The 25,133-nt window shown below is 45.3% G+C and carries 22 protein-coding genes; 10 read left to right on the top strand and 12 right to left on the bottom strand.

The window, feature by feature from the left end; translation table 11 throughout:
* Positions 1-60: 60 nt before the first annotated feature.
* The 4 genes from ACFO4O_RS14835 to folM are packed head-to-tail and all read right to left on the bottom strand — an operon-like array spanning position 61 to position 4,790.
* Positions 61-966 (bottom strand): carbon-nitrogen hydrolase, encoded by a 906-nt coding sequence (locus ACFO4O_RS14835; protein ID WP_382409911.1) that lies wholly within the window; start codon positions 964-966, stop codon positions 61-63.
* A complete protein-coding gene (locus tag ACFO4O_RS14840; protein ID WP_382409912.1) occupies positions 956-2,035 on the bottom strand; it encodes an agmatine deiminase family protein in 1,080 nt (359 codons plus the stop codon). Before ACFO4O_RS14840 ends, ACFO4O_RS14835 begins: the two co-directional genes overlap by 11 nt.
* The gene (locus ACFO4O_RS14845; RefSeq protein ID WP_382409914.1) at positions 2,035-4,086 is read right to left on the bottom strand and encodes a TonB-dependent receptor; all 2,052 of its coding nucleotides are present in this window, start codon (positions 4,084-4,086) and stop codon (positions 2,035-2,037) included. Before ACFO4O_RS14845 ends, ACFO4O_RS14840 begins: the two co-directional genes overlap by 1 nt.
* A complete protein-coding gene (gene folM / locus ACFO4O_RS14850; RefSeq protein ID WP_382409916.1) occupies positions 4,083-4,790 on the bottom strand; it encodes a dihydromonapterin reductase in 708 nt (235 codons plus the stop codon). The genes ACFO4O_RS14845 and folM overlap by 4 nt, the downstream gene beginning before the upstream one ends.
* 182 nt (positions 4,791-4,972) lie before the next feature.
* Between folM and folE the strand changes: the two genes are divergently transcribed.
* The gene (folE, locus tag ACFO4O_RS14855; RefSeq protein ID WP_382409917.1) at positions 4,973-5,659 is read left to right on the top strand and encodes a GTP cyclohydrolase I FolE; all 687 of its coding nucleotides are present in this window, start codon (positions 4,973-4,975) and stop codon (positions 5,657-5,659) included.
* Positions 5,660-5,682: 23 nt separating this feature from the next.
* On the opposite strand, the gene ACFO4O_RS14860 is transcribed toward folE, so the two are convergent.
* Positions 5,683-7,056 carry a M24 family metallopeptidase gene (locus tag ACFO4O_RS14860; protein WP_382409919.1) on the bottom strand — a complete coding sequence of 458 codons (1,374 nt, stop codon included), beginning with the start codon at positions 7,054-7,056 and terminating at the stop codon, positions 5,683-5,685.
* 48 nt (positions 7,057-7,104) lie between these two features.
* Between ACFO4O_RS14860 and ACFO4O_RS14865 the strand changes: the two genes are divergently transcribed.
* Complete coding sequence (locus tag ACFO4O_RS14865; protein WP_382409921.1) at positions 7,105-8,301, top strand: tetratricopeptide repeat protein; 1,197 nt, start codon at positions 7,105-7,107, stop codon at positions 8,299-8,301.
* Between the two features lie 120 nt (positions 8,302-8,421).
* Here the strand turns inward: ACFO4O_RS14865 and ACFO4O_RS14870 are convergent, their stop codons facing one another.
* Positions 8,422-10,566, bottom strand: coding sequence for an alpha-amylase family glycosyl hydrolase (locus tag ACFO4O_RS14870; RefSeq protein WP_382409923.1), 2,145 nt, complete (start codon positions 10,564-10,566; stop codon positions 8,422-8,424).
* 47 nt (positions 10,567-10,613) lie between these two features.
* Positions 10,614-11,579 (bottom strand): aldo/keto reductase, encoded by a 966-nt coding sequence (locus ACFO4O_RS14875; protein ID WP_382409925.1) that lies wholly within the window; start codon positions 11,577-11,579, stop codon positions 10,614-10,616.
* Between the two features lie 195 nt (positions 11,580-11,774).
* Between ACFO4O_RS14875 and ACFO4O_RS14880 the strand changes: the two genes are divergently transcribed.
* From ACFO4O_RS14880 to ACFO4O_RS14890, 3 genes are all read left to right on the top strand, one after another.
* On the top strand, positions 11,775-12,293 hold the full coding sequence (locus ACFO4O_RS14880; protein WP_382409927.1) for a lipocalin family protein: 519 nt from the start codon (positions 11,775-11,777) through the stop codon (positions 12,291-12,293).
* Positions 12,294-12,438: 145 nt separating this feature from the next.
* Positions 12,439-12,942 (top strand): DinB family protein, encoded by a 504-nt coding sequence (locus ACFO4O_RS14885; RefSeq protein ID WP_382409929.1) that lies wholly within the window; start codon positions 12,439-12,441, stop codon positions 12,940-12,942.
* 13 nt (positions 12,943-12,955) lie between these two features.
* Positions 12,956-13,513 carry a PhnA domain-containing protein gene (locus ACFO4O_RS14890; RefSeq protein WP_382409931.1) on the top strand — a complete coding sequence of 186 codons (558 nt, stop codon included), beginning with the start codon at positions 12,956-12,958 and terminating at the stop codon, positions 13,511-13,513.
* 26 nt (positions 13,514-13,539) lie between these two features.
* On the opposite strand, the gene ACFO4O_RS14895 is transcribed toward ACFO4O_RS14890, so the two are convergent.
* On the bottom strand, positions 13,540-15,300 hold the full coding sequence (locus ACFO4O_RS14895) for a lysophospholipid acyltransferase family protein (RefSeq protein ID WP_382409933.1): 1,761 nt from the start codon (positions 15,298-15,300) through the stop codon (positions 13,540-13,542).
* 354 nt (positions 15,301-15,654) lie between these two features.
* Between ACFO4O_RS14895 and pyrC the strand changes: the two genes are divergently transcribed.
* Both pyrC and ACFO4O_RS14905 read left to right on the top strand, forming a co-directional pair.
* Positions 15,655-16,704: a dihydroorotase gene (gene pyrC / locus ACFO4O_RS14900; protein ID WP_382409935.1), complete on the top strand. Its 1,050-nt coding sequence runs from the start codon at positions 15,655-15,657 to the stop codon at positions 16,702-16,704.
* Entirely contained in the window at positions 16,705-18,096 is a 1,392-nt protein-coding gene (locus ACFO4O_RS14905; protein ID WP_382409937.1) for a DEAD/DEAH box helicase, read from the top strand.
* 219 nt (positions 18,097-18,315) lie between these two features.
* Here ACFO4O_RS14905 and ACFO4O_RS14910 read toward each other — a convergent pair whose 3' ends face one another.
* Together ACFO4O_RS14910 and ACFO4O_RS14915 are read right to left on the bottom strand one after the other, a co-directional pair.
* Positions 18,316-18,837, bottom strand: coding sequence for a rhodanese-like domain-containing protein (locus ACFO4O_RS14910; protein ID WP_382409939.1), 522 nt, complete (start codon positions 18,835-18,837; stop codon positions 18,316-18,318).
* Positions 18,838-18,848: 11 nt separating this feature from the next.
* Positions 18,849-19,160 carry an ArsR/SmtB family transcription factor gene (locus ACFO4O_RS14915; RefSeq protein ID WP_382409941.1) on the bottom strand — a complete coding sequence of 104 codons (312 nt, stop codon included), beginning with the start codon at positions 19,158-19,160 and terminating at the stop codon, positions 18,849-18,851.
* A 119-nt stretch (positions 19,161-19,279) separates the two neighbouring features.
* Here ACFO4O_RS14915 and ACFO4O_RS14920 point away from each other — a divergent pair, with 119 nt between their 5' ends.
* Together ACFO4O_RS14920 and ACFO4O_RS14925 are read left to right on the top strand one after the other, a co-directional pair.
* On the top strand, positions 19,280-19,693 hold the full coding sequence (locus tag ACFO4O_RS14920; protein WP_382409943.1) for an MAPEG family protein: 414 nt from the start codon (positions 19,280-19,282) through the stop codon (positions 19,691-19,693).
* A gap of 110 nt (positions 19,694-19,803) precedes the next feature.
* The gene (locus ACFO4O_RS14925; RefSeq protein ID WP_382409945.1) at positions 19,804-21,645 is read left to right on the top strand and encodes an ABC transporter ATP-binding protein; all 1,842 of its coding nucleotides are present in this window, start codon (positions 19,804-19,806) and stop codon (positions 21,643-21,645) included.
* A gap of 64 nt (positions 21,646-21,709) precedes the next feature.
* Here the strand turns inward: ACFO4O_RS14925 and ACFO4O_RS14930 are convergent, their stop codons facing one another.
* Together ACFO4O_RS14930 and ACFO4O_RS14935 are read right to left on the bottom strand one after the other, a co-directional pair.
* A complete protein-coding gene (locus ACFO4O_RS14930) occupies positions 21,710-23,137 on the bottom strand; it encodes a GGDEF domain-containing protein (RefSeq protein ID WP_382409947.1) in 1,428 nt (475 codons plus the stop codon).
* A 67-nt stretch (positions 23,138-23,204) separates the two neighbouring features.
* Positions 23,205-24,311: a tetratricopeptide repeat protein gene (locus ACFO4O_RS14935; protein WP_382409949.1), complete on the bottom strand. Its 1,107-nt coding sequence runs from the start codon at positions 24,309-24,311 to the stop codon at positions 23,205-23,207.
* A gap of 236 nt (positions 24,312-24,547) precedes the next feature.
* Between ACFO4O_RS14935 and ACFO4O_RS14940 the strand changes: the two genes are divergently transcribed.
* A complete protein-coding gene (locus tag ACFO4O_RS14940; RefSeq protein WP_382409951.1) occupies positions 24,548-25,129 on the top strand; it encodes a pesticin C-terminus-like muramidase in 582 nt (193 codons plus the stop codon).
* Positions 25,130-25,133 lie beyond the last annotated feature (4 nt).

A 25,133-nucleotide genomic window follows, 5' to 3' on the forward strand; every position in this document is an offset into this window, starting at 1 on the left:
AGCACGGATAAACGCATCATGCTCAAGTGCCTTTTACCAAATGCGCCTTTCACTTAAGGCTTATTTTCCCCAGCGCTTGTTCAAATCCGAATAAGCGTCAATGCGTCGGTCTCTGAAATACGGCCAGATGCGTTTGACGTTTTCAGTGCGGTTTAAATCAAGCTCCACACTGAGTTCGGTTTCTTCGCTATCGCTGCCCATACTAAGAATTTCTCCCTGCGGGCCGGCAATAAAGCTATGGCCCCAAAATTCGATGCCTACATCGGCGTCGTCTGGAGAGGCTTCAAAGCCCACTCGGTTTGCGACCACTACAGGCAATGAATTCGCCACCGCGTGGGCACGCTGTATGGTTTCCCAAGCGCCCTGCTGACGCTGTTGCTCATCTGCGGTATCGTTTCTATCCCAGCCAATCGCAGTGGGATAAAACAATATCTCAGCACCGTTCATTGCCATTAATCGCGCGGCCTCTGGATACCACTGATCCCAACAAACTAATACGCCCAACTTTCCTACACTTGTCTCGATAGGTTCGAAGCCCATGTCGCCCGGCGTAAAATAAAACTTCTCGTAAAAACCTGGGTCATCGGGAATGTGCATTTTGCGGTACATGCCTGCAATTTCGTCACTTCTATCAAATACAACGGCGGTATTGTGATAAAGGCCGGCCGCACGCTTTTCAAAAAGTGAGGTAACAAGTACGACATTACACTCTTTGGCTAGCGCGCCGAAAAAAGCAGTTGCCTCGCCAGGAATAGGCTCTGCTAAATCAAAGGCGTTTACGTCTTCATTTTGACAAAAATACAAAGTGGAATGAAGCTCCTGCAGCAATATACACTCACAGCCGTCTTGGGCTAACTGACGAACTTTTGCAGCCGACTTTGCCCAGTTTTCGTGTTTATCATTAGACGCGACCGCTTGCTGGACTAAACCAATTTTAAGCTTTCGTTCATTTAAATTAGATGTCATATACTGCCACTCCTTGATTGGCGAGGGCTAAAATTTCTGGCTTCAAAGTAGCGCTGGGAATTTGCATGGTAATACAGTGCAAAGAGCCGAACTGCTGCACAATGGTAGAGCAATCGACAGGCACAATGTTGTGGTTAGGAAATGCGCTTTGCAATGTTTCGATGGCAAGTTCATCTTCTTGTTGCTGATATACAGGAGCGAGCACTGACTGATTACAAATGAGAAAATTCGCATATGATGCGGGTAAGCGGTCGCCCTCGTCATTTATCATATTAGGCAAGGGTAATTCAAAAATGGGATAGCCAGAGAATGCCTCTTGTATCTCTTGCTTAAGCGCATTTAGCCCAGCATAGTGAGGGTCATTAGGTCGATTAAATGCGCTTTGCATAACAATAGAGCGAAGCGGCGTAAAGCGCACAAGCGTATCGATATGACCGTCGGTATCGTCGCCCTCTAAATGACCGTGCTCGAATATATGAACCTGCTCAGCCCCTAGGTATTGTTCAAATATAGCGCGATAGGTCGATAATGCCATATCGCCGTTGCGTTTGGGATTTAATAGGCACGACTGTGTGCTAATTAGTACCTGATTTTGATCAATTTCAATTGCGCCACCTTCGAGTACGGTTTCGCAGGTGGTTAAGGGCAGCCGGCATAGTTTGCTAAGCGCTTGGTTGACAAGGTTGTCGCTATTGGCTTCAAATTTTTGTCCCCAACCATTAAATTGAAACTCCACAGGCACGTTGCCTTTTGCGCTTTCACAAGTGACAAAAATATAATCACGTGTCCAAGTATCGTTATAGTCCATAGGAATAATCAGGACACGCGCATTTAAGCTTACCATTGACTTAACAATGCCAAGTTCGCCCGCTGGACATAAAAGAATCACCGTCACATTTGCTTCATTTAATGCGCTAATCAGCTTTAAATATGCTGCACGGGCCGCATCAATCCAGCTTAACCAGTCACTATGCTGGTGAGGCCAAGCCAGCACCACTGCTTCTTGCTCTGCCCATTCTGGCAGAAGAGTAAACGGGCTGGTATGGGTCGTTAAAGTACTTTGAGCCATTAAATTATCCAGTTAACGCTAACAAAGGCGCGACGCGGTTGGCCCACAAAATATCGATAGCCGCCAAAAGCAAAATCTGCCCGTTCCGCGTAGTCTTCATCGGTGAGATTGAAAACACTTATTTTAGCAGAAACTTTTTTATTTATGGCAACATTAATGCTGAGATCAAGCAACGAATGCCCTTCATATTCGGCAGTGTTTTCTGGGTCGAGGTAGTAGTCAGACAAGTATTGCCATGCTAATTCTGCTTCAAGCGTATCGGTGGCTTGCCAATTAACCCGCGCACCATACATTTGGTTAGGTGAAGTGTCTACACGATTGCCTTTGATGCTTTCATTGGAAATAGCGATATCGTTTTGGTAGGTGTGCTTTTGCCATGTAAGGTTACTAGAGGCGCGCAAACGCTCCGATATGTGCCACATGTATTCGAGTTCAAAGCCCTGATGTGCTGTCTCGCCTCCAGCAATATTCTGTCGCTGTGTATCGCGTATGATCACGTTGTTTTTATGCATATCGTATATGCTGGCGTGCAGGCTGTGCGTTTGATAATCAACACGCATACCGAGTTCAAAGGCGTCGATATCGACTTCCTCAAAATCGGTCGTGAATTGATTGTTCTGTAGCCTAAATAATTCGGTCGCTTCTGGGGCTCTAAAGCCTTTTGAATACTTTAGATAGCTAAAAATATGCTCCGATACTCGATATTCCAAGGTAGCGGAGGGTGAAAATGCGCTAAAAGATATGCGCTGATCAGGCGGCCGCGTAAAGCGACAAACAGCAACACTTGGCGCGCAGGCACTATTGCCTTCTAATAAGTTGTCGTAATCGTACTGAGTGCGCTCCAAACGTCCACCTAACTTGAGGGCAAAGGCATCCCACTGCCACTGGGCCTGAGTAAAGGCCGCTAGGGCAGTGGCGTCAACGTCATAGTCGTAATGATCGCCTGCGGGTATGTTTGGTGAAAAGTCCTCCGCTTGTGTTTCGTTTAAATTTGCAAATGTGGCGTCTATATCTATGCCGCTTATCCATTGGGCTCCTGCAAATTGCGTATCGTATTGCACTTGCAAGCCAAGCGAAGAGTGTGAATTTTCCTCAAGCGCCTGCCAAGGCAAAAAATGCTGCAAAAATGTCATCTCGTTCCAGCGCACATAAGGGGTAAATGACACAGTGCTATTGTTAAAATCTCTTGTAAGACGAGTATAAAAGCGCAACGACTTTGCGTCTCTAAAGGCCTCTGGATTCGGATTAATACGCCGAAATTCTTCGTCTTTGTAGCTTTCAAAACCACGAATAAACCCAGCGGTTTCCTGGTGTAGGTTAGACACATCTAAAACTGATTTAACATCCCAAGTGTCACTTCGCTGTTGGTAAATCACGGTTGCTTTTTGTTGGTCGTAGCCGCTGTTTGTTTGATAACCGTTTTCTTGTTCTATGTGGCTCAATAAGCGCAGCGCTTGGGTATTGTTTTGCCAACCAAGCTGGGTACTCAAACGGGCAAAGTCATACGCACCAACTTGCAAGCCAAGAGTCGATTCGTTTTGGTCAAAGGCATCTTGGGTAATAATATTAATTGCACCGTGCACAGCATTAGTGCCATACAAGGTGCTCGCTGGACCTTTCAATACTTCGATTCTGCCAGCTTGTTCGCTGTTTGCATCAAACAGTTGGTTGGCATTACAAAAGCCGGGTCCGCGTAAACTGATTCCATCTAGGGCCATAAAAAATGCTCCGCAACCGCCTGCACCCGTCAACACAGGGGAGCGGATAGCCGTTAAATGCTCTTGGCCATTGCCGCGGCTTATCCATGTACCGGCAACTCGTGAGAGTACTTGATTGATGTGCTGAGCTTCAATGCGCTCAATTGACGCGCGGTCAATGACGCTTACACTGGCGCTAACATCGTTTAAAGCCTGTAGGCGCTTGCTGGCAGTTACGCTTATCACTTCAATGTCGGTTAAATCATCTGACGCACGCGGGGTTTGCGCGTGTAAATGAGCAACATTCAAGCTCAATAGTACAAACGCGAGTAAAAGTTGAGTCAGTCGTATCATTTTAAATGTCTACCGCCATTTAAGTGGAGTGTTTGACCTGTAATGTATTCACTATTTAATAAATAGTTCACGGCCTTAACCGCCTCTGAGCTACCGGGACAGGTTTGTAATAAAGATTTTTGTAAAGCTTTGGCGCGATACTCCTCGCTGTCGCCCTCGTTAAACATAACCAGCGCCGGTGCAACGGAATTGACCTTTACCTTAGGTGCGAGCAAGGCACTAAATGATAATGTTAGATTGTGAAGGGCAGCCTTGCTTGCCGCATAGGCAATATGTTTTTTGCTACCTTTGTCTTGCACAAAGTCAGTCATATGAATGATGTCGGTAAAACCGCTAGGCTGATTTAGCAACTCCTGTAAAGCAAGGTTGATGCGGTAGGGCGTCTTAGCATGCACTTGCATCATCTTATTAAACAGCGCATCGTAATCGTCGCTGCCTGACTCTTGATCCCAGTCAGAAGCATTATGAACAATGGCGCGCAGGCTTTGGGTATGCTCACGCACTTTATTGATACATGCATCTACCCCTTTTTTTGTCGCAAAGTCTGCATGAATGGCATGGGCGCCTGATGCGATTAATTCGGTCACTGATGGCTTTTCACTACGATATGTTATAATGACGGGTATATTTTGTCGCAGTAAGTCTTTTGCTATTGCAAGTCCCAAACGCTGAGCGCCGCCAGTAATTAAGATAGGTGCAGTCATAGCTTTAGAATAAATCCTTATTTTGATGAAATGTCACAAAAATCTGCTTAATAGGTGAGTGAAGTGGGTACGCGTTATATGGCGCGGCAGATCGCGCATTTTCAATTAGTCTGGATAAAATGTAAACCATACTTATATGATTGAGCGTATACGACATTATAATCACAGCAAATGGACACAGTATGTTAGCAAAAGAAGCTATAGTAATGCATGAAGCCACAGAGTTGGCAATGTCACCCCAAGCGATGCTTGTGCGTGACGCGCTGATTGCCAACGGGTTAGAAACCCCTATGGTTGAAAATAAGCTGTCAAACGAAGAAAAGCGCGCGCGTATTCAGGCGTCTATGACCGAGATAATGCAAACATTGGGCTTAGATTTGAATGACGATAGTTTACAAGATACGCCTCGACGCATCGCTAAAATGTACGTCAACGAAATTTTTTCGGGACTCGATTACCGCAGTTTTCCCAAGATCACGCAAATTGAAAACAAAATGGCGATTGAGGAGCCTGTTCAGGTCACGAATATCAGCCTAACCAGCACCTGCGAGCATCACTTTGTTACGATAGACGGCACTGCGACTGTTGCGTACATTCCCAAAGACACAGTGATTGGTTTGTCAAAGATTAACCGTTTAGTCAGCTTTTTTGCGCAGCGCCCGCAAGTGCAGGAGCGTTTGACTCAGCAGGTCATGGTTGCTCTTCAGGCACTTACAGGCACAGACGATGTGGCGGTAACGATTAACGCGACACATTACTGCGTAAAAGCGCGCGGCATTCGCGATACTAACTCGTTCACACGCACCTCGTCTTTAGGCGGTGTATTCAAAACAGACAATGAAATGAAGCGAGAGTTTTTCAGGGCTTAATTGCTAATTGCTGCTAAGCACTATCATTTTATTAGATGAAACTGCGTCTGTCTGCCATCCATGTAGCTGACGCGGTCACCATCAAAGAACGCGTTTTCTTCCAACATTATGCGCACTTCTTTTCCCCACTGCTCAATAAAGGTCGCCGCATTTAATTCAATAGAGTATGCGGTGTTCGGAAAAAGCGGATAATCGCCCTGCACCGGCACTCCTGCTTGCGCGTCCCACATTCCTAGCGTTGTGCCAGCAGCATGTCCATGATACCCAAGCGGATGGGTATAAATAGATGGTTTAATCCCCTCACTGATGGCTTGTTTTCTTGCCTCTGCCAAAACTGCGTTGCCGCTTTTGCCAGTAGCAAACAAATTGGTAAAAATATCCTGCAAGCGATTAGCATTGGCCAGAGCCTTTTTTAAATAGTCGGGCGCATCGGTTTCACCTTCTCTGAGTACATAGGCATGCTGTTGTTGGTCAGTATTAAGACGCAGATAAGTGATGCCAAAATCCATATGAACAAGGTCACCCGGCTGAATAATATTATTCGCTTTGTTCTGACTAAACGCTGAAACATGATCAAATTTATCGCTATTTGCCCTCTGAATAGACACGCTCGGATGAAACCAATTGTCTAGACCAAGGAAGCGAGATTTATCACGCAGCCACCACACCAGATTGTCGGTTGTGGTCACGCCGGGCTGAATGAATCCGCTGGTGTAGGCTTGCTTAATAATTTCATGCCCCATCTTTACGATTTTTGGATAATATTCCATTTCCAGTGCAGTGCGAGTCTCGAGCCAGGCAATCGATAGCATTTCAGCACTCGTTACTTTGTTGTGTAAAGTGGCGGGGAGAGCTTGCATAAACGCCTGATGTTCTGTGGCCGTCATTCCATCGGCCAATGCAAAATGTTCCGACATATTTAGACCGATGCGTTGTGGTTGTTTTTGCTCAATGAGCTCAATTAAACGCTGCCATTGGCTCGGCTGCGATTCTTTATCCCACGCTTTTTGAAACATGGTATCTACCTGATAGCGCGCCACTGCGTAACGCTCAATTGGTTTTGAATTTCCTGGATTAAACAGGACTAAAATGGTGCGTCGCCTTGCAGACAACCAAGTCGCGGGGAGCATAGTTTTGAGTACCGGGTCTTCGTTGTACTCGCGGGAGATTAATATCCACATATCAATCCCGGTGCGCTGCATCAGTGCTGGCAGGGTATTGTTAAGCTTGTCATTAAGCATTTTATCGATAAGCATGGCGCGTGTCTGCATCGGGGCGATGGTGCTAAGAGCCCCGCTATCTGCAGGCGTTTGTTTGTTAAGTTGCGCACCCGATTTACAGGCAAACAGCATTAACAAAAGGGGTATTGAGGTGACAAGGCGAAGATTAGTTGGCATGATGAAACTCACAGGCGTGTATTTCCCCTAGACTAAACGGAGTATGAAATGGATATCAAATGTTTTTTCGTTGTTGTGCTTACGTTTTATCTGCTTGGGTGTCACAGTTATCAACATGACGCGATTGCTTATCAGGAGTCACTTTTGCAACAGCAAGCGCCTGCAAGCAACACCTTAAATGATAAGAGCAGCTTGTTGACGCACCTAAATGACACTTGGTTTGAGCCTCAAACCATAAGCGATGAGTTACTTTTTGCATTGACCGATGAGCAAAAACAAATTTTTGATGCGTTTTACACGCATCCTCGCTACGCGCATTTGTCTGCGCCAGCACGCTTTTCAGAATTTTTGACCACTCGCTTGGCTAAATTTACCTACCATGGTCAAACCTACACTGCATCGGAAGCCTTCGACAAAATGTCGGGCAATTGCTTATCTCTCGCTATTCTAACCACCGCCTTGGCCAATCATGCTCAACTCGATATTCGTTATCAGCGGGTTGATGCAGCCCCTGTCTATGAAAAACACGGCAACATTTTACTGCTGTCGACCCATGTGAGAACGAGAGTATATGGGCCTAAGCCAGAGCCCAAAGAAGGCCTTATTATTACACGCGAGTTTGTGGTGATTGACTATTTTCCAACCTACTCAGACGTAAGAGGGGAAATGCTCAGCGAAAATGAATTTTTTGCTATGTATCATCGGAATATGGCAGCACAAGCTATTATCGAACAAGATTACGACCAGGCTTATGAATACATTAAGTTAGGACTTACCTACCGTGCAGAGCACAGCGAAACTTACAATATGCTTGCGGTGCTTTATAACCGAATAAGGCAACGCGACTCGGCTATGGCGCTTTATCATGATCTGCTTGAGCAAAGCCGTTCGTCACTCAATGCAATTGAGAACTACGCCTCATTGCTAGTACAAGACGGTAAAGAGGAAGTTGCCCAGCAGTACTTTATACAAATAGAGGGCATTAACGATAATAATCCGTTTCAGTGGCTGAGCCTGGCAGAGCGTCATCTTCGGTCAGGGCAGCTTCGCTTAGCTGAAAAATACGCAAAGCGTGCTGCACAGCATGGACACTACTTACATGAGCCGCATTTTGCACTCGCAAAGATATACGCGAAACAAAATAAAAACGGTGCGGCAAGACGTTCTCTTGAAAGAGCCAGTGAGCTAGCGCGCAAACCAGACGACGAGAAGCGCTACTTAGCCAAGCTGGACTCACTTAATTAAAAGCTATTTAAAAGGTAATTAACAGCTTTGTAAAAGGGTGCTTAAACACAATTGCTCGCTTTTGGCTTACACACCCTTTGCCTGTGCAGACTTATCCATCGTCTGCGGTGAGTGTAGCGCTTAATTTAGTGTCATAGTTTCGCTAACCAACTCATCATCATAGTTGCTCACCTCAACGCGTATAGTCGCGATGCTGCTTAGAACCTCAGGCATTACAACGGCTCGGTAGGGGGAAGTGTTGTCCGACGCAATCATGCGCTCACTTCCGTCAGGATCAACGCCATAGTAAGTGACGTTTAATAATGTATTTGCGTGAGGTGTTTTAGTAGCAACCTCTACCGGTATAAAGGCGCGTTCGTTGTCGGTGTAAATATCACCAATAGTCACTTGCGCGATGTTGCTCGTTGGCACTTGCTCTGAGGCCTTGAGCACCAATGCACTTAACCTTGGCATCGCTGCGCTCAGCACTCCCTGTGCAACTTTTGGCTCGTTAACATTGCCAAGGCGATACACCGTTGAAAACGCGCTTGAGTCGACCGACATTTTAACGTTTCGAGGTGTTTCACTGAGATTAAACATCACCAAATATTCTTCTCTAGTGCTAGGGTCAATGCGTGAAAACGCTAAGATACCTGTGTCATCATTAGCCATATGCATTTGATGAATACCGCTGCGTAAAACTCGATTAGCGACTCTTATTTGCGCAAGTTCGGCTAAAGATTGGTACAGCGGATGGTCAGTATCAAAGTTATCGTCGGCAGTGGTTTTACTGGTGCCAATTAAGATATTGTCGTTATACACATCCACCAAAGACGGATCCATGTTTTCTCTGGCGTCTACATCACCGCCGTCGCCGGTAAAGCCTTGCTCGTCACCGTAGTACACCACAGGTACGCCGCGAGAAAAGTACATCAAGGCATGCGCAAGCTCGCTGCGTCTAAGCAAGGTAGCATCGTCGGCTTGAGTAAAGCTTTTCTGTAAAAAATGACCTACACGGCCAGCATCATGGTTGCCTAAAAAGTTAAGCAGTAACTCAGGACCAGAATCTTCATCGCGGTAATAGTCGTCATTGTCAAACAATGCGCCTATTCTACCGATATCTTTACCCTCTAATATGCTGTCTTTTACGTTGAAGAAAAAACCAAAGTCTAATACTGAGGGCAGTTTGCCCGCCGTCGTATATTTGCTTAGCCCCGCAGGGTTCCCGTCGTAAACTTCTCCGAAAATATGGAAATTAGGGATCCCAATTGATTTCGCATGCTCGGTGATAGCTGGGCCAAAAGCCTGCCAAAATTCAATATCTACGTGCTTGACGGTATCTATCCGAAAGCCATCTGGTTTAAACTCGCTGATCAGATTTTCAAAAATCTCAATCATTTTGGTTTGGACCTCCGGTAGACTAGTGTTGATATCGTCTAGCCCCGCGAAGTCGCCGGTGATAACACTTTCACCCTGCCACGTACTATCGCCTTGATTGTTGTAGTATTTCGGGTCGTTTAGCCATTCGGGCACTTTTACCCCTTGCTCTTTTTCAGGAACAAAGGGTGTATATGTCTTGCCGGCAGCCATGTCGGCTTTACTGATAAACTCACAGCCTTTTTGACCGTCTTCTTTAAACTTGCCGTCTTCGTTGTGGCACTCTTTGAACTTAATTACATCAGCGGTGTGATTAGTGATTATGTCGAAAAATACTTTGATGTTTCGGGCATGGGCGGCATCAATCAAGCTTTTGAGCTCATCGTTACTGCCAAAATGAGGGTCAATTTCGGTAAAGTCTACTACCCAATAGCCGTGGTGGCCGAACCCATCTTTTTGAATGGCTTTGTTGCGCAGTATTGGCGTCATCCAAATTGAGGTGATGCCTAAGTTTTGCAAATAGTCGAGCTTAGCTTCCAACCCCACCATATCGCCACCATGAAAGGCCCATTTTGAGGTCTTATCCAAACCGCCGTACGATATTGCATTGTTAGGGTCGCCCATATCGTTTTCAGCTTTGCCATTGTGGAAGCGGTCGGGCATCACAAAATAAAAAATTTCATCGGTAATATCACGTTCTAAATAGGGTTTTAGCTGCTCGCTGGCGCTAAGGCTCAGCTCATCTTTACCTTGTGTGCTAAGCGTTTGTTTAGAATATGACGCAGCGGGGGCTGAGTTTTCAGTTGTTGCGTCTTGTTTGGTATCTGAGCAGGCGCTTATTGTGGCAAGGGCAATGGTGCAAGCTACAAATCGCGATAGTAAACGCGGCGAAAAATGAGATGATTGCATGTATTAATCCTTTTAATTGTTTCAATTTAAACAGTTGAACGCCTGATTTATGGAACGTGACGGCCCCGCCGTGCTTCTAATATTTGATACCAGTGCTCTGTTGATAAATCAACAGTGTTTGCTTGTGCGGCAGCAGCAAGACGCTCAGGCTTTGTTGTGCCAACTACTGGTTGTATTTGGGCTGGATGTTTCATTAGCCACGCTAACACTATTGCACTGCTGGGGCAGCCGTATTGTTCGCTCAATGCTGCAATGATCCCTGCGGTGTTTCGAATATTGGCATCTTGCGCCTCAAGATCATCAAATTGCCCTTGCGCGAGGGCACCCCAGGCTTGCAACTGCACTTTTTGTTGCATACAAAACTCTAAAGTACCGCGAGGGAACCCTAACTGAGCGTTGTCATGCATATTGGTGGTCATACCGTCTTCAATAAAATCACTATGTAGGAGACTCAGTTCAAGCTGATTGCACATAATTGGCATTTGTACATGCGACTGAATATATGCCATTTGCCCCGCATGCATGTTAGACACCGCCAAGCAATCAAACTTGTCTTGGGCATGCAAGTTGTTCAACACCTGCGCCAGTTCTTCCACTTTCATTAAGGGGTCGGGCCTATGTAAAAACAGCACGTCGAGGCTATCGAGCCCTAAACGTTTTAAGCTCGCATGCACCGCTTCGGTGACCCATCTGCCAGATAAGTCGTAATGTGGCAAGGAAACACTCGGCGGCAAACGAATCCCCACTTTTGACTGCACAATAAAATGCTGCTTGAGCGCCTTGTTTTGTGCGAAGACTTTTCCTATTACCAGTTCGGCCTTGCCATGCGTATAGATATCGGCTAAATCTATTGTATTAATTCCATGCTCTATGCAGCTTTCGAGCAGAGCGTGAGCTTGCTTGATGTCGTCTGCACACAGCGGATTTTGATTCCATCCACCGCCCAAATTCATGGTGCCAAAGATAAGACGACTGGCGTCTGGAAAGTATTCATGAACGGGAAGTGCTTGCATGCAGGTGTCCTAAAATTAATTCGATTAAGATAATGGTGATGTATTAGGCAATATTTGTCACCATTACCCTAACAAAATATATCACGTTTGGTAGAGTGAATACGTATGCGCTGATATGCTAATTTGTGCATTCAAAAGCAAAGCATCAAAGCCTGATAATTAAAACCATACAAAAAACAAAAGCTCGAGGAAAATATGCATAAACTTTTAATGATAAGTGTGTTTATCGCGATACTGTCGTCGTGCACCGGTATACCTCAGGGCGTAACGCCGGTGACGGGTTTTGAGAAGGAACGGTATTTAGGGACTTGGTACGAAATTGCCCGACTTGATCATTCTTTTGAGCGAGGTTTAGAGCAGGTCACTGCAACTTACAGCGAGCAGGACGACGGCGGGATAAAAGTGATTAATCGCGGGTTTAACCCGAAAAAAAATGAGTGGAAAACAGCCGAGGGGAAAGCCTACTTTGTAAACGAAGATGACGTTGGCCATTTAAAGGTGTCTTTTTTTGGTCCGTTTTATGCGAGCTACGTGATAATTGAGCTCGACAAAAAAGACTATGAGTATGCATTGGTAAGCGGGCCTGATACCGATTATTTGTGGATATTGTCACGACAGCCCGTATTGTCCAAAGATATTGTTTTATCACTAGAATCTAAAGCCGCATCACTTGGGTTTGATACATCAGCGCTCATTTATGTGAATCAGGGCTAGAGTGCGTTTTAAACCAAAATTTTTAAATTGAAATATTAAAATTGAAATAAAAATGCGATAGTTTGGGTCTACACTTATGTAAGCATATGTGTAATGCTTTAATGCCGTCGGCACTATAATATGGAAGCTGGCTAAAGGAAGATAGATGACAAACAGTTATACCGCAGTGATAAACCAAGCCATAGTGTTGCTCGACGGGCTATCGAACACTGAGTATCAAAAAGTAATAAAACCGCATTTCCCTAGCAGTGTTGGTGCGCACATCAGACACGTAATTGACCACTTTCTTGCACTTATCAATGGTGTTGAGCAGGGTCATATTAACTACAACGTGCGTCATCGCCATAATAACGTTGAGCAGTCGGTCGATGCGGGCGTCAAAGCACTAGAAGAAATAAGCACGTGGTTATCTAGAATTGACGAATCGCTTTGTGAGCAATCTGTTTTAGTTACCAGTGAAATTGATGTAAGCCACACTAAGTCTGCGACATGCAAATCTAGCGTAGAAAGAGAGCTTGTGTTTGCTAGCAGCCACGCAATTCATCACTATGCGCTTATACGCATTATTTGTGCGATGCAAAACAAAAGCATTCCTGAATTTTTTGGTTACGCCCCGGCAACCATAACGCATCTAAATCGCTCCGCTTAAGGGTTTACGTTATATGCAGGCAGTACTAGAAAAACGTGCAAACGGTCAATGCGAACTTTGCAGCAGCGCTAACGATTTGCAAGTATTCCCTCTTGAACACTCTCCCGATTTAACCGCTAACTGCGCAGTTTTGCTTTGTGCAGAATGCCGCGGCCAGATTTCAGGCGATATACAACTAAACAGTCGTCATTTTGCCTGTTTGAGCCAAAGTATGTGGTCTACTACACCCGCTGTTCAGGTATTGAGTTACAGACTATTGCATCAGTTTTCTAGTGAGAGCTGGGCGCAAGATGCATTAGATATGCTGTATTTAGACGATGAGACAAAGGCATGGGCTGACAAAGGTCTAATGCTGAATCAAGAACCTACCCTTGATGCGAATGGAGCAGTTTTAAAAGCCGGCGACAGCGTTACGATTATTAAAGATTTAGATGTCAAAGGCGCTAACTTTACGGCAAAACGCGGCACGCCGGTGCGAAACATCGCGTTGTCTGACAATCCTCTGCATATTGAAGGCAAAGTTAACGGGCAGCGCATCGTGATTATTGCCGCCTACACAAAGCTCAATTGATACTTGCACTTGAGTCTCACGTACACTCAGCAATAATTTTTATACGCCTCAAAATCTTTTCCTAAATATAGTTTTAATAGTTTGTCGGGGGCCTTTGGTAATTCTACGCTGAGTAATAGCCCTGGCGTATGATTAAAACTAGTGTCTATGCCCAATGCATGAAACTTTGCCCCCATTTTCAGGTATTGTTTAGCGAGTACCGGAATATCCTTACCGTCGGGCTCTATGCTTTGCAAAAATGCGCTTAGATGGTTTGTGGCAAGCTCTGTACCTTTAGCTTCCCCAATATTCTGCTCAATGTACTCTTCAAGCTCTGGATGTAGCGCAAAGGGCATCGTGTGGCGAGCACAAACCGCGCCTGCCGAGCCTTGAGATACCAGTAAATGCTGAATGAGGTTTACGCTGCGTGAGTCGTATAATTTACTGATAGACACCGTTCCGTAAAGCGTCCGATATTGCGGAAATTGGCAGGCAAAAGCGCCAATTCCGCGCCACAGCAATAGTAAGCCTTGATACGAACCTTGAAATTCGGGAATCAGAAACGAGCGGCCCATTTCCATGCATGGTTCGCGTCGATTCACAAAGTCAGCGCCAAAATTAAACATTTTATGCAAATAAAGGCCGTTTAAACCCTCTTGTTCTATTAATTTGTCCGTTAGGCCCATTCTATAGGCCCCCACAATTCTCGTTGTTTCAGACTCAACAATAAACAAATGTGTGTAAGTGGCGTCAAAGCGGTCCGTATCAATCGGCTCTCCACTCCCTTCATTGTGTTGCCTGAACACAAGTTCTCGCAAACGCGCAATTTCAGTCACCGTGTTTGGCGCCTGATGCTGATGGGCAAAATAGACCTTAAAACCTTTGAAACTCGCCAAGTGTTGATTGTTAGGTAGGGCGGCAATTTCCGTTTTTATGAGAGAGGCATCAACCGGTTTTGCCAGTGGTTTGTGCTCTTGCACAGTATCAGCGGGCCATTTGTAGCGCCATGTGCCGTCTTGTGCGTAGCTAAGCGTTCTCATGAAATTAGCTTTTTTAACATGGGAGTCGCTGGCAATGTACTTGTTGGCGACAGCAAACCCGGTGTGAATATTTATGCGGGCTCCCTCTTTGTTTAACAGCTCTCGCCCGAGTAACAGCATACGTAAGCGAAAATAAATCCTTTCAATGCGATAAAACATTGAGGAGTTTTCTCCATTCACAAAAACTGGAACATATTGGCAATTTTCAATACTGAGCAAGCGTCCGACAATTTTATTCCAAGGATGTTCAGAAATACGCCCCTTATTGCGCTGGTAATACGATACCTTGCCCGCAGGAAAGAGCAGTAAGGCATTGCCATTTTTGACGTGCGAAATACAGTGCCTAAGGCTAGGGCCATTTTTGGGGTCGTTTTGCGACAGGGGATTGGTAAAAATAAAATAGTCTTTTAGCTCAACAAATATGCCCAAGCCCTTATTTGCCAGCACTTTTAAATCGGGGCGCACTTGGCCAATAGCTCGCGCTAGAATAACCCCTTCGATGCCGCCAAATGGATGGTTACTGGCGATCACCACAGGTCCTTCGGCGGGGATATTGGCTTTAAGTTGGTCTAAGCCTTGAATATCTAATTTCAAAAGCGAGATAAGCCGGTCAGCAAATACTTCTTTTTCCAAGCCCTGCATTTTATGTAATTGATATAGCCGATTCATTTTGGCGATCCCCAAAATGCGGTCTAGAAACCACACCATAAGTCTGGTGCGACGAGAGGCGTGCTCAAAAAGGTTATTAATACTAATTACGTGATTCATCTATCCGTGTTTACCTAACTATTTGTTTGTATCCATACTGGAAACATTTTTACTGCCGTGCGAACTATGCTGATAAGACCTTGGCTACGCGTAATAAATTTCGTACCAAAATGCGCTCAAACTCGCCACTGTATTGCTTAACTTCTCGCGGTTAACAGCATACTAAGTTGGTAATAGGAGCATATTCATAAAACATAGCCATAAAGAATATAGCAGAATCTTGCTTTTGTATCTGAAAAGCAAAGTACGATGTAAATAAATGCTTTTATAGAGGCCGTAAAGCTTGCGCTAAAGCATGCCTATTGTTAGTAAATCAGGCATAATACGAACAAATGACTCGAAAGACGGTAAACCATGACAAACTCCCTTACCATTCAGACGCCCGATGACTGGCATTTGCATTTTCGCGATGGCGATATGTTGAAAGAAACTGTACCGGCGACCGCTCGCTGCTTTCGTCGTGCGATAGTCATGCCGAATTTGGTGCCGCCCGTTACCACCACAGAAATGGCCATGGCCTACAGACAGCGAATTTTAGATGCAGCGCCTGTCAACAGCAACTTTGAGCCCTTAGTTACCCTTTATTTGACCAATGATACGACGCCAGAAGAAATTGAAAAGGCGCAAGCGCACGGCATTGTTGCCAGTAAGCTCTATCCGGCAGGCGCAACCACAAATTCAGATGCGGCGGTAAAGGGCATTAAATCTCTTTATCCTGTGTTTGAAAAAATGCAAGAAGTCGGGATGTTGCTCCTCATTCACGGAGAAGTGACCGACGGCGATATTGATATTTTTGACCGAGAACATGCTTTTATTGAGCGCTACCTGCGCGATATCGTAGCGAGCTTCCCGGCGCTTAAAGTGGTGTTTGAGCACATTACTACCAAAGATGCCGTAGATTTCGTTTTAGCCGCTTCTGATAATGTTGCAGCGACGATTACGCCTCAGCATTTGCTACTAAACCGCAACGATTTATTAGTGGGAGGCGTGCGCCCGCACAATTACTGTTTGCCTGTACTGAAGCGCAATACGCACCAGCAGGCCTTGCGAGCGGTGGTTAAAAGTGGTTCGCCGAAGTTTTTCTTAGGCACCGACTCGGCTCCACATGAAAAACACAAAAAAGAATCGGCATGCGGGTGCGCAGGTTGCTACAGTGCATGGAGCGCCATCGAACTATATGCCAAAGTATTTGATGACTTAGATGCCTTAGATAAACTAGAAGGTTTTGCGAGTCATTATGGTCCCGATTTTTACGGCTTAGCACGCAACACCGGTACGATAACCCTAAGCAAGGAAACATGGTCAGTGCCTGAAATAGTTACGCTGAGCACGGGCGATGATATTGTGCCTTTTTTTGCAGGCGAGCAGTTAGCGTGGAAATTAACCGAATCGAGCGCAGCGTAAATGAGTACTTTCGAGCAATATGGTTTACATCATGCCCTCAATACGTCTTTAGCGGAGCTTAAATACACCGAACCTACGGCGACACAACAGGCTTGTTTGCCCGATTTACTCGCGGGTAAGGATGTTGCGGTGGAGGCTAAAACCGGCAGCGGCAAAACCCTCGCGTTTGGCTTAACTATTTTAAACAAACTTGCTCAGCTAGACGGCACTGAACAACACCCGCATGCTTTAGTGTTGTGTCCAACACGCGAGTTGGCCGAGCAGGTAAATTATCAATTGCAATTGCTCGCTCGGCGGATGGCAAACACTAAAATCTTGGCCTTGTTTGGAGGAGTAGCACTTGCGCCTCAATTAAGTTCTTTACGACACGCGCCAGCAGTGGTGGTGGGAACACCCGGGCGGATAATGGATATTATCAGTCAGGGCAAGCTAGATTTATCAGGGGTAAAAACGCTGGTGCTCGACGAAGCCGATCGCATGCTCGATATGGGCTTTTCTGATCAGATGGACTGGATTTTGTCTGCAATGGGCAAGCAAGCGAGTGAGGTTCAGACTCTTCTTTTTTCTGCTACATTTGGCGGCAATATACAACAGCTTTCTAAGCGATATCAGAAGAACGCCGAGGTCATTGCCCTAGACGATGCCCACACGCGAGCAAACATTGAACAGCTTGCTTATAAAGTGCAGGCTGGTCAGCGCGACTATGCGGTAGCTGCCATATTAAGCGAATACCAACCTGACTCAGCTATAGTGTTTTGTCAGACAAAACTTGAAGTCGCAGCCTTATCGCAAAAGCTCAGCGATGATGGCTTTACCTTAGTCCAGCTTCAAGGCGATATGGAACAATTTGAGCGCAGCAACGCCATAACATTGTTCAGTGCCGATTGCGCTAACGTTATGATTGCCACCGATGTTGCCTCCCGAGGGCTTGATATCGCAAGTGTAGGTTTAGTGATTAACTATCGTATTAGCGATGACTTAGATATTCACACTCATCGTATAGGTAGAACAGGTCGGGCAGGGGAGAAAGGTATGGCAATCACCATAATCGACGATAGCGATGAGGTGAAGTTAGTCGCATTTAACTCGCAGCTCCCTGAAGATATTCCCGTAAAAGGTGCCCAAGCACTTCGTTTTCACGCAAATCGCATTAAGCAACCGGCGTTTGTTGGCATTCAAATAGACGGCGGCAAAAAGCAAAAACTGAGCAAGGGTGATATTTTAGGCGCTCTCACTAAGCAAGCAAAAATTCCTGCCAAAGATATCGGAAAAATACACGTGACGGCACAAAAATCATTTGCCGCGGTAAAGGTGCGCAGCTTAAAACGTGCGCTAATGATGTTTAGAGAAGACACTGTAAAAGGCAAGCGTATTAGAGCGCGTAAACTTTAATTAGAGAGAGCAAGGTTCTTGCGCGATGCTTTGGGACGCCGGCATCATATAGATTCGCAGGGGGACGCCGTTTGAAAAACGCGGTGAACCCATCCATGGGCGCTCGGCGAAATCATCCATGATTTCGACGTTTTCAAACGGCGTCCCCCTGCAAATCTAATTCGTTACCGAGCATTGTGTCCCAAAGCATCGCTCAAGAACCTTGCTTGCACAAAAGCCCTACGCGCGCTGATTCCATGGCATCATGGCAATGACTCGACCAAGGCCACAAAATCCTGTGCTGCCAGCCACAACAAGCCCCGAACCAATGACAACTACCGCCCAAATGAAGTTAAACGACACGCCCATAGTAAGTGCACTGAAAAGCAGTAATAATACTCCAATGCTAAGCTGCACCTGACGGTCTAGCGGCATCACAGTGCTTTGTCCTCGTTGCGTGTCAAATCCGCACTGCTCCCAATTTTCAATACCGCCGACAATGTTAAACACTTTAAGCTTCGGGTTATCTTTAATGAGCTTTTCGCAGGCTTTTTTACCTCTCATGCCTTTTTGGCAATAAATTACTAGGTTCTGCTGACTGTCTTCAATGTCGCTGGCGCTAATACGCCCTAGCGGCAGCAGTTTACTATTTGGAATGTGCTTTGAGCTATGTTCTGCAGGCTCTCTTACGTCAATAAGCACAGCGCCACCGGAGTCACACATCTGTTTGGCTTGTTGGGGAGAAATATCTTGTAATGACATAGGTTTACTCGCTATTTAGTTTGGGTGTTTTCATGGCAAAAAATAAGATGGATGACCGACATCAAAGCGCTCACCTCTGTACTATCAATAAAGTACCACGCGTGCTTTCCTTCAACTCGCGACGAAACAACTTGTTCATCTCGCAGGCGCTTTAGGTGTTGCGACACGGCAGATTGCGATAGCTCGATTGCCTGACTTAATTCAGACACCGTCATGGGTTGCTCAATAAGATGACATAAAATCATTAGCCTATTCGAATTTGCTAATGTTTTTAAAAGTGATTCTGCTCTTAAAGCGCTTTTGATAAGTGATTTTTCTTTCAATTGTCTGTTTTTGTGTTAGAAGATTCTAATGTGATTGTCCTGCAAAAAATTTTGCCTTACAAGCAAAATAAAGCGTATGATTCTAAAACTTAATAAGAATGCTAAGGACAGGAGGCAGGATGAACACAACAATTATTGCTTTACTTGGATATATTTCATGGGTCATGGTGCTTTTGCTGGCGCTGGCTGTTTACCGGAGCGTCTATAAGCAACAGCAAAAAAGAGATTCTCTTATATTCGAGGCCGATGGTAACGATATTGGTGGCTTGGGGCAGCGTTTGACCCGAGCCCATCTCAATTGTGTAGAGTGCTTTCCATTTATAGGTGGTTTGTTGTTATTTGCGCTTGCCACCGACTCAAGCGCTATTACCAATGGTCTTGCGTTACTTGTTCTTGCCGCGCGCGTTGGGCAGTCGATAGTGCATGCAATTTCGGTGAGTAACGCTGCTATAATTCTGCGTTTCGTGTTTTTCTTAGTTCAGTTTGCAATCTGTATATTTTGGGCGTTTAAGTTTCTGCAAAAATTTTTATAGCGTCGATTGGGCTATACTGCTAACAACACGTAAGCATAGACGCTGCCTGAATTTGGCGGCGTGTTTTTTTATCCCCCCTAGCTATCTGCTTATAACCAAAAAGAGTGTACATGTTTTCGTTTTTTGAAAAATTGACCCAGCCATTTCCTTTAGAGCCTCCCACGCAACCCCCTAAAACGCTGCTCGCTTTTTGTAAATATTATTCCAAGGGAATGTGGCCGATTATTATTAGTGTGTCGGTGCTAAGCGCGCTGGTGGCTATGCTAGAGGTCTCGTTATTTGGTTTTATGGGGCAGTTTGTGGATTGGTTTGCCGAGCGTGACCCGCAAACCTTTTTACAAGAAGAAAAATGGACACTCATAGGCATGGCGGCCATGGTGTTAATCTTGCTGCCCAGCTTGGTTATTTTAGAGTCCATGATTACGCACCAGTCCATCATGGGTAATTACCCCATGCGTATCCGCTGGATGGCCCATCGGTATTTGCTCGGGCAGAGTCTTTCGTTTTATCAAGATGAATTTGCCGGCAGGGTTGCTACAAAGGTTATGCAAACTGCTCTGTCGGTGCGCGAGACTGTGATGAAAATCATGAACCTAGCGGTTTATGTGAGCGTGTATTTTATATCGGTTGTGGTGTTGGTCTTTGCAACTGATTGGCGTTTGGCGATGCCCCTGCTGATCTGGTTGGTCATTTATATTGTGATTTTACGCGCCATATTGCCGCGTTTAAAAAGGGTGTCACAAAAACAAGCCGATGCTCGCTCAATCATGACCGGCCGAATTGTTGATAGTTATACCAACATTATGACGGTCAAGCTATTTAGCCATCACAAGCGAGAAGAAAACTATGCCAGAGAGGGCATGGACGGGTTTTTGCAAACCGTTTATCCGCAAATGCGTTTGGTCACAGTATTGCAGGCCTGTGTATGGTTTAGTAATTCCTTATTGGTGTTCAGTGTGGCCGCGCTATCGGTGTATTTATGGATGACCGGCATTGTATCGGGCGGTGACATCGCTATTGCTGTGAGTTTGAGTCTGCGCTTAAACGGCATGTCGCAGTGGATAATGTGGGAGGTGTCGTCTTTATTTGAGAATATAGGGACAGTGCAAGACGGCATCGATACTCTTGGCGTTCCCGCCAGCATAACCGATAAGGCTGATGCCAATGAGTTGCAAGTTAACGGTGGCAACATAGCCTTTAAAAACGTTGATTTTTCGTATGCAGGCAAAGGCAATCAGCTTATCGAGGTATTTAAGCAACTTGATATTGATATCCCTGCCGGCCAGAAAGTAGGGTTAGTGGGGCGCTCTGGTGCCGGTAAATCGACTTTAGTAAATTTACTGCTGCGTTTTTACGACTTACAGTCGGGCAAAATTTGTATTGATAATCAAAGCATCACAGACGTCACTCAAGAAAGCCTGCGCTCACAAATTAGCATGGTTACTCAAGACACCTCATTGATGCACCGTTCGGTTCGAGACAATATTTTATACGGCCGCATGGACGCTAGCGAGGCGCAAATGATTGCTGCGGCTAAACAGGCAGAAGCGCATGAGTTTATTATGTCGTTAAGCGATGCCAAAGGGCGCACAGGTTACGATGCACACGTGGGGGAGCGAGGCGTGAAACTGTCAGGCGGACAGCGCCAGCGTATCGCTATTGCACGAGTGATGCTTAAAGACGCACCGATCCTGATTTTAGATGAGGCAACATCGGCACTCGACTCCGAAGTAGAGGCCGCCATTCAAGACTGTTTGATTAAAATTATGGAGAGTAAAACCGTGCTTGCCATTGCTCATCGCTTGTCGACCATCGCGCAAATGGACCGTTTACTCGTGCTCGACCAAGGTAAGATCGTTGAAGACGGATCGCATAGTGAGCTTATCGCAAAAGGCGGCATCTACGCCAAACTTTGGGCGCATCAAACGGGTGGCTTTATCGGCGTTGAATAAACCAAGGGGTCAGAGTCATTGAATATGTTTACGACTGGCCCCTATCATCTTTAAAACAGACCTTTTAGACTTTTTGCTTTGCGACCTGTTTAGCTTGCTGCACGGCCTCATAGGCCCTCTCCATCATGATATCTAAGCTATCGTTATAATCTCTTGAAGCACAGCAGCCAAAGCTAATGGTGATTTTTACGCAGCTTGTCCCGAGCGTAATCGGTAGTAATTCAAACGTTCTGTATAGGCTTGTTGCTTGCTCATTTGCCTCATTCTCAGTGGTGTTTGGCATAATGATCATGAACTTGTCATTTGTTAGTCTTACCACTAAATCATTTTGCCTCACTTTTTTAAGCAGAGCATAGGCTACAGATTGCAGCAGTTCATCGCCTGCCTCTTTACCCAAGGTATTGTTAATGTGTGCAAAATCGTCAATGTCGCCAATAATAATTGCAATTTGCCGCTCTTTTTTACGCTCATGACTGAAAAACACATGCGCATGCTCTTTATTCGAAAGTCCCGTTAGGGCGTCTTGATTGAGCAAGCGGCTGCGACGTGTAAATCGCGCGTCAACAAGCCTAAAGAGCACTTTATAAGCAAGAAAGCTAAGACCCATGCCAATGACAATAAACAGGATAAACGACTGATTCACCTCTTGTTGCCTGAGGTCTAAGGGAGTAATAATGTACAAACTCCAATTTAAGCTCTGTAAATCGAGTTTAGAAACCAATGAGTCGCCTTTTTTAGTCTTCACGATAGCGCTGGGCTCTTGCGAATCTTCAATGCTGGTTAAAAAACGCGTATACCAAGGAATATCGCTGGTGCTCTTGATGCCGATAATGCCGTCTTCAATGTTTGTTTCTGCCGGTGAGAATTCACTTATTGAAGACAGTACAATTTCATCGTTGTTGTTTACAAAGATAAACTCATGACCGTAGTCATCGCGAAACTCCTCAAACGATTCAAGAAAATCAGCAAGAGACTTACCAACACCCACAAAACCGATAAATTCGCCTTGTTCGCCGTATTGACGCACGTCGATGTATAAATGCACGTCTTCTCTTTTGCCCAAAACGGCTTGTACTCGAGAGTCAGTTTGCTCTTTGAGCGCAAAATACCAAATCACTTTCCCTTCAACTAAGTCAAACACACTGCCATCTGAGTTAAATTGCTTTCTTGACTTATCGTGGGCGAGATAAAACAACAGACCGAAAGTTTCTTCCAGACTTTTTAACTGCTCTACTAATTCCTGTTGATTAGGCGTTTCGCTTAAAAAATATTCATCATAAATACCGACATCGGCCAAGGTAGTCGCAATTTGCAGAGGGTGGATTAGCTGCTCTTCAATTAGCGTGAAAACAGGCGAAATGGACTGTTGATGCTGTTGACTCTGCTTACCTGCAAGATCAGATATTACGAGGTAGGTGGATACCAGCAATACCACCAGCACAGCGCTGGCGAGCACAATAGATATCCGTTTATGATGTTGGTTGGCGGCCATAATAGTCCCTTTATTGTCACTCAAACCGTTGTGCTATAGTAGATTTGAATAGGGCAAGTGTAAATAATCATTTGGTTTTCGTTTTTTCTAATGTCTTTTTCAGGGCATTATAAATTTTTTGCATATTGTCGTCGTTCTTATCTAGCGCCACCTTAGAAAATGTTGTTTTGGCCGTGCTTGGCTCACCCTTAGCTAGCTGAAGCGCACTTAATCTGAGATTCGCCCAGTCTTTTGACGGCAAGCCGCTGGTATCTAATAGGCCAATCGCCTCGGGATTTTGCACAGTGAGTAAATATCTTTGTAGGTGTTCAATGCCTTGTTCTAGCTCGATGTTTTGTTTAAGCGCGAGACGTCCTATCTGATAGTGCGCATTCAACTGACGGTAGCGCGCCTCCTCATACGCCTTCATCACCTCTGCCTCGTCAGCAATGGGGCGTACAAGCGCTAGGTCTGCAACCTGATGGTAATATTCAATGGCCTTTGCATTATCGTCTTCACTTACATAATGACTGGCCAATGCATACAAAATATCTATATTGTCGGGAAGAGATTGATTTGCTTCCTGCAACACGCTGAGGGATTGTTCAGGCTTATCGGTGCTGCGATAAAACCACGCTAAATTGACTTTTCCTTGCACCCAATCAAGCGTCTCAATCATTTTTATTTGGGCAAAAGCAACATCTGTGTCGCCACCTGCAATGCTTGGCGCATTTAAATGAAAACTCACAAGTGCTTGTCGATATTGCACATCATTAGGAGCCAGTTCCACAGCCTTATTTAAGCTCTCTAGTGCGCGCTGCGCATATCCAAGTGCGCTAAAAATCGACTCGCCGGCTTGAGCGCCCATAATGCTTGCGTGCATCAAATATACGTCCGGTTCGTTGGGAAGTGTTTTGACAGCGAGCTCAGCGGCCTTTTCGGCATCGTCCAAATCGAGCTCAGCATGGCTGTATATGAGAAAACGGAAATGCTCCACTGTGCGTTTTTCGGTGGGTATCTGCTTTAGATTTTTGATGACTGTTTTGTACTGCTGTTGCTTGAACAGACTGTCGAGCATTTCAAGGCTGGCTGCATTTTCATTATTTGCGCTAGTAGGCAGATGGAAAAGCAGTGCGCTAATTACTAACGCAAACCTAGCTAATCGATTGGTTTGTATGGCTATTTTGAGTTTCATCTGGCCTCCTAGGTCCTTTAGATGCCGCCGGTTTAATTCATCTCAGCTCTGGATGAGTGCAGTATGTGAGATGACTGCTACTCTAGTCATGTGCAATAAGTCACAAGTATGGGCGATTGTTTGTATATTAGCTGACGATAACGATGTTTATTTATACGGAACAGTCGTTCATACTCACACATATCAAAAACCTAAAGCAAGAGAGTTTTCGACCATATCAGCGAAGGATATAAGCCATGGGTTTTATATTTCCAGATCAACGCATCAACATAGACTTTGATTTTATTGGTCAATTAGAAGGAAAAGGCCTGTTAAATGGCTACGTTCCAGACGCCAACAACAGCAAGAGCGGTGTCACAATTGCCACAGGCTTTGATTTGGGCGCTAGAAACGTGCATGACCTCAAATCCCTTGGTTTGAGTGCATCCCTGATAGAGAAGTTGAGTCCCTATTTAGGGTATCAAGGTAGGGAAGCGCTTGAGATCTTAGCCAAGCAGCCATTATACATTAATGAAATCCAAGCAGCAGTGATTGATGAGGCAGTAAAGTATCAAATGACAAAACGCGTTATTGAGCTATACAACGAGCATAGTCAAATAGACTTTGCCGTATTGCCTGCGCGCTGGCAAACCGTGATTTCGTCAGTGGCGTTTCAATATGGCAACCTTGCAAAAAGGTGCCCAAGATTTTTTGAAGCGGTTATTACCCAAGATTGGGAGAAAGCCATTTCTGAGCTGAGAGATTTTGGCGACAATTATAGCGCTCGACGGCTTCAAGAGGCAGATTATGCTACACTGATACAGACTCATGAAGATTGAACCT

Source organism: Glaciecola siphonariae (assembly GCF_042652645.1).
Lineage (GTDB): Bacteria > Pseudomonadota > Gammaproteobacteria > Enterobacterales > Alteromonadaceae > Glaciecola > Glaciecola siphonariae.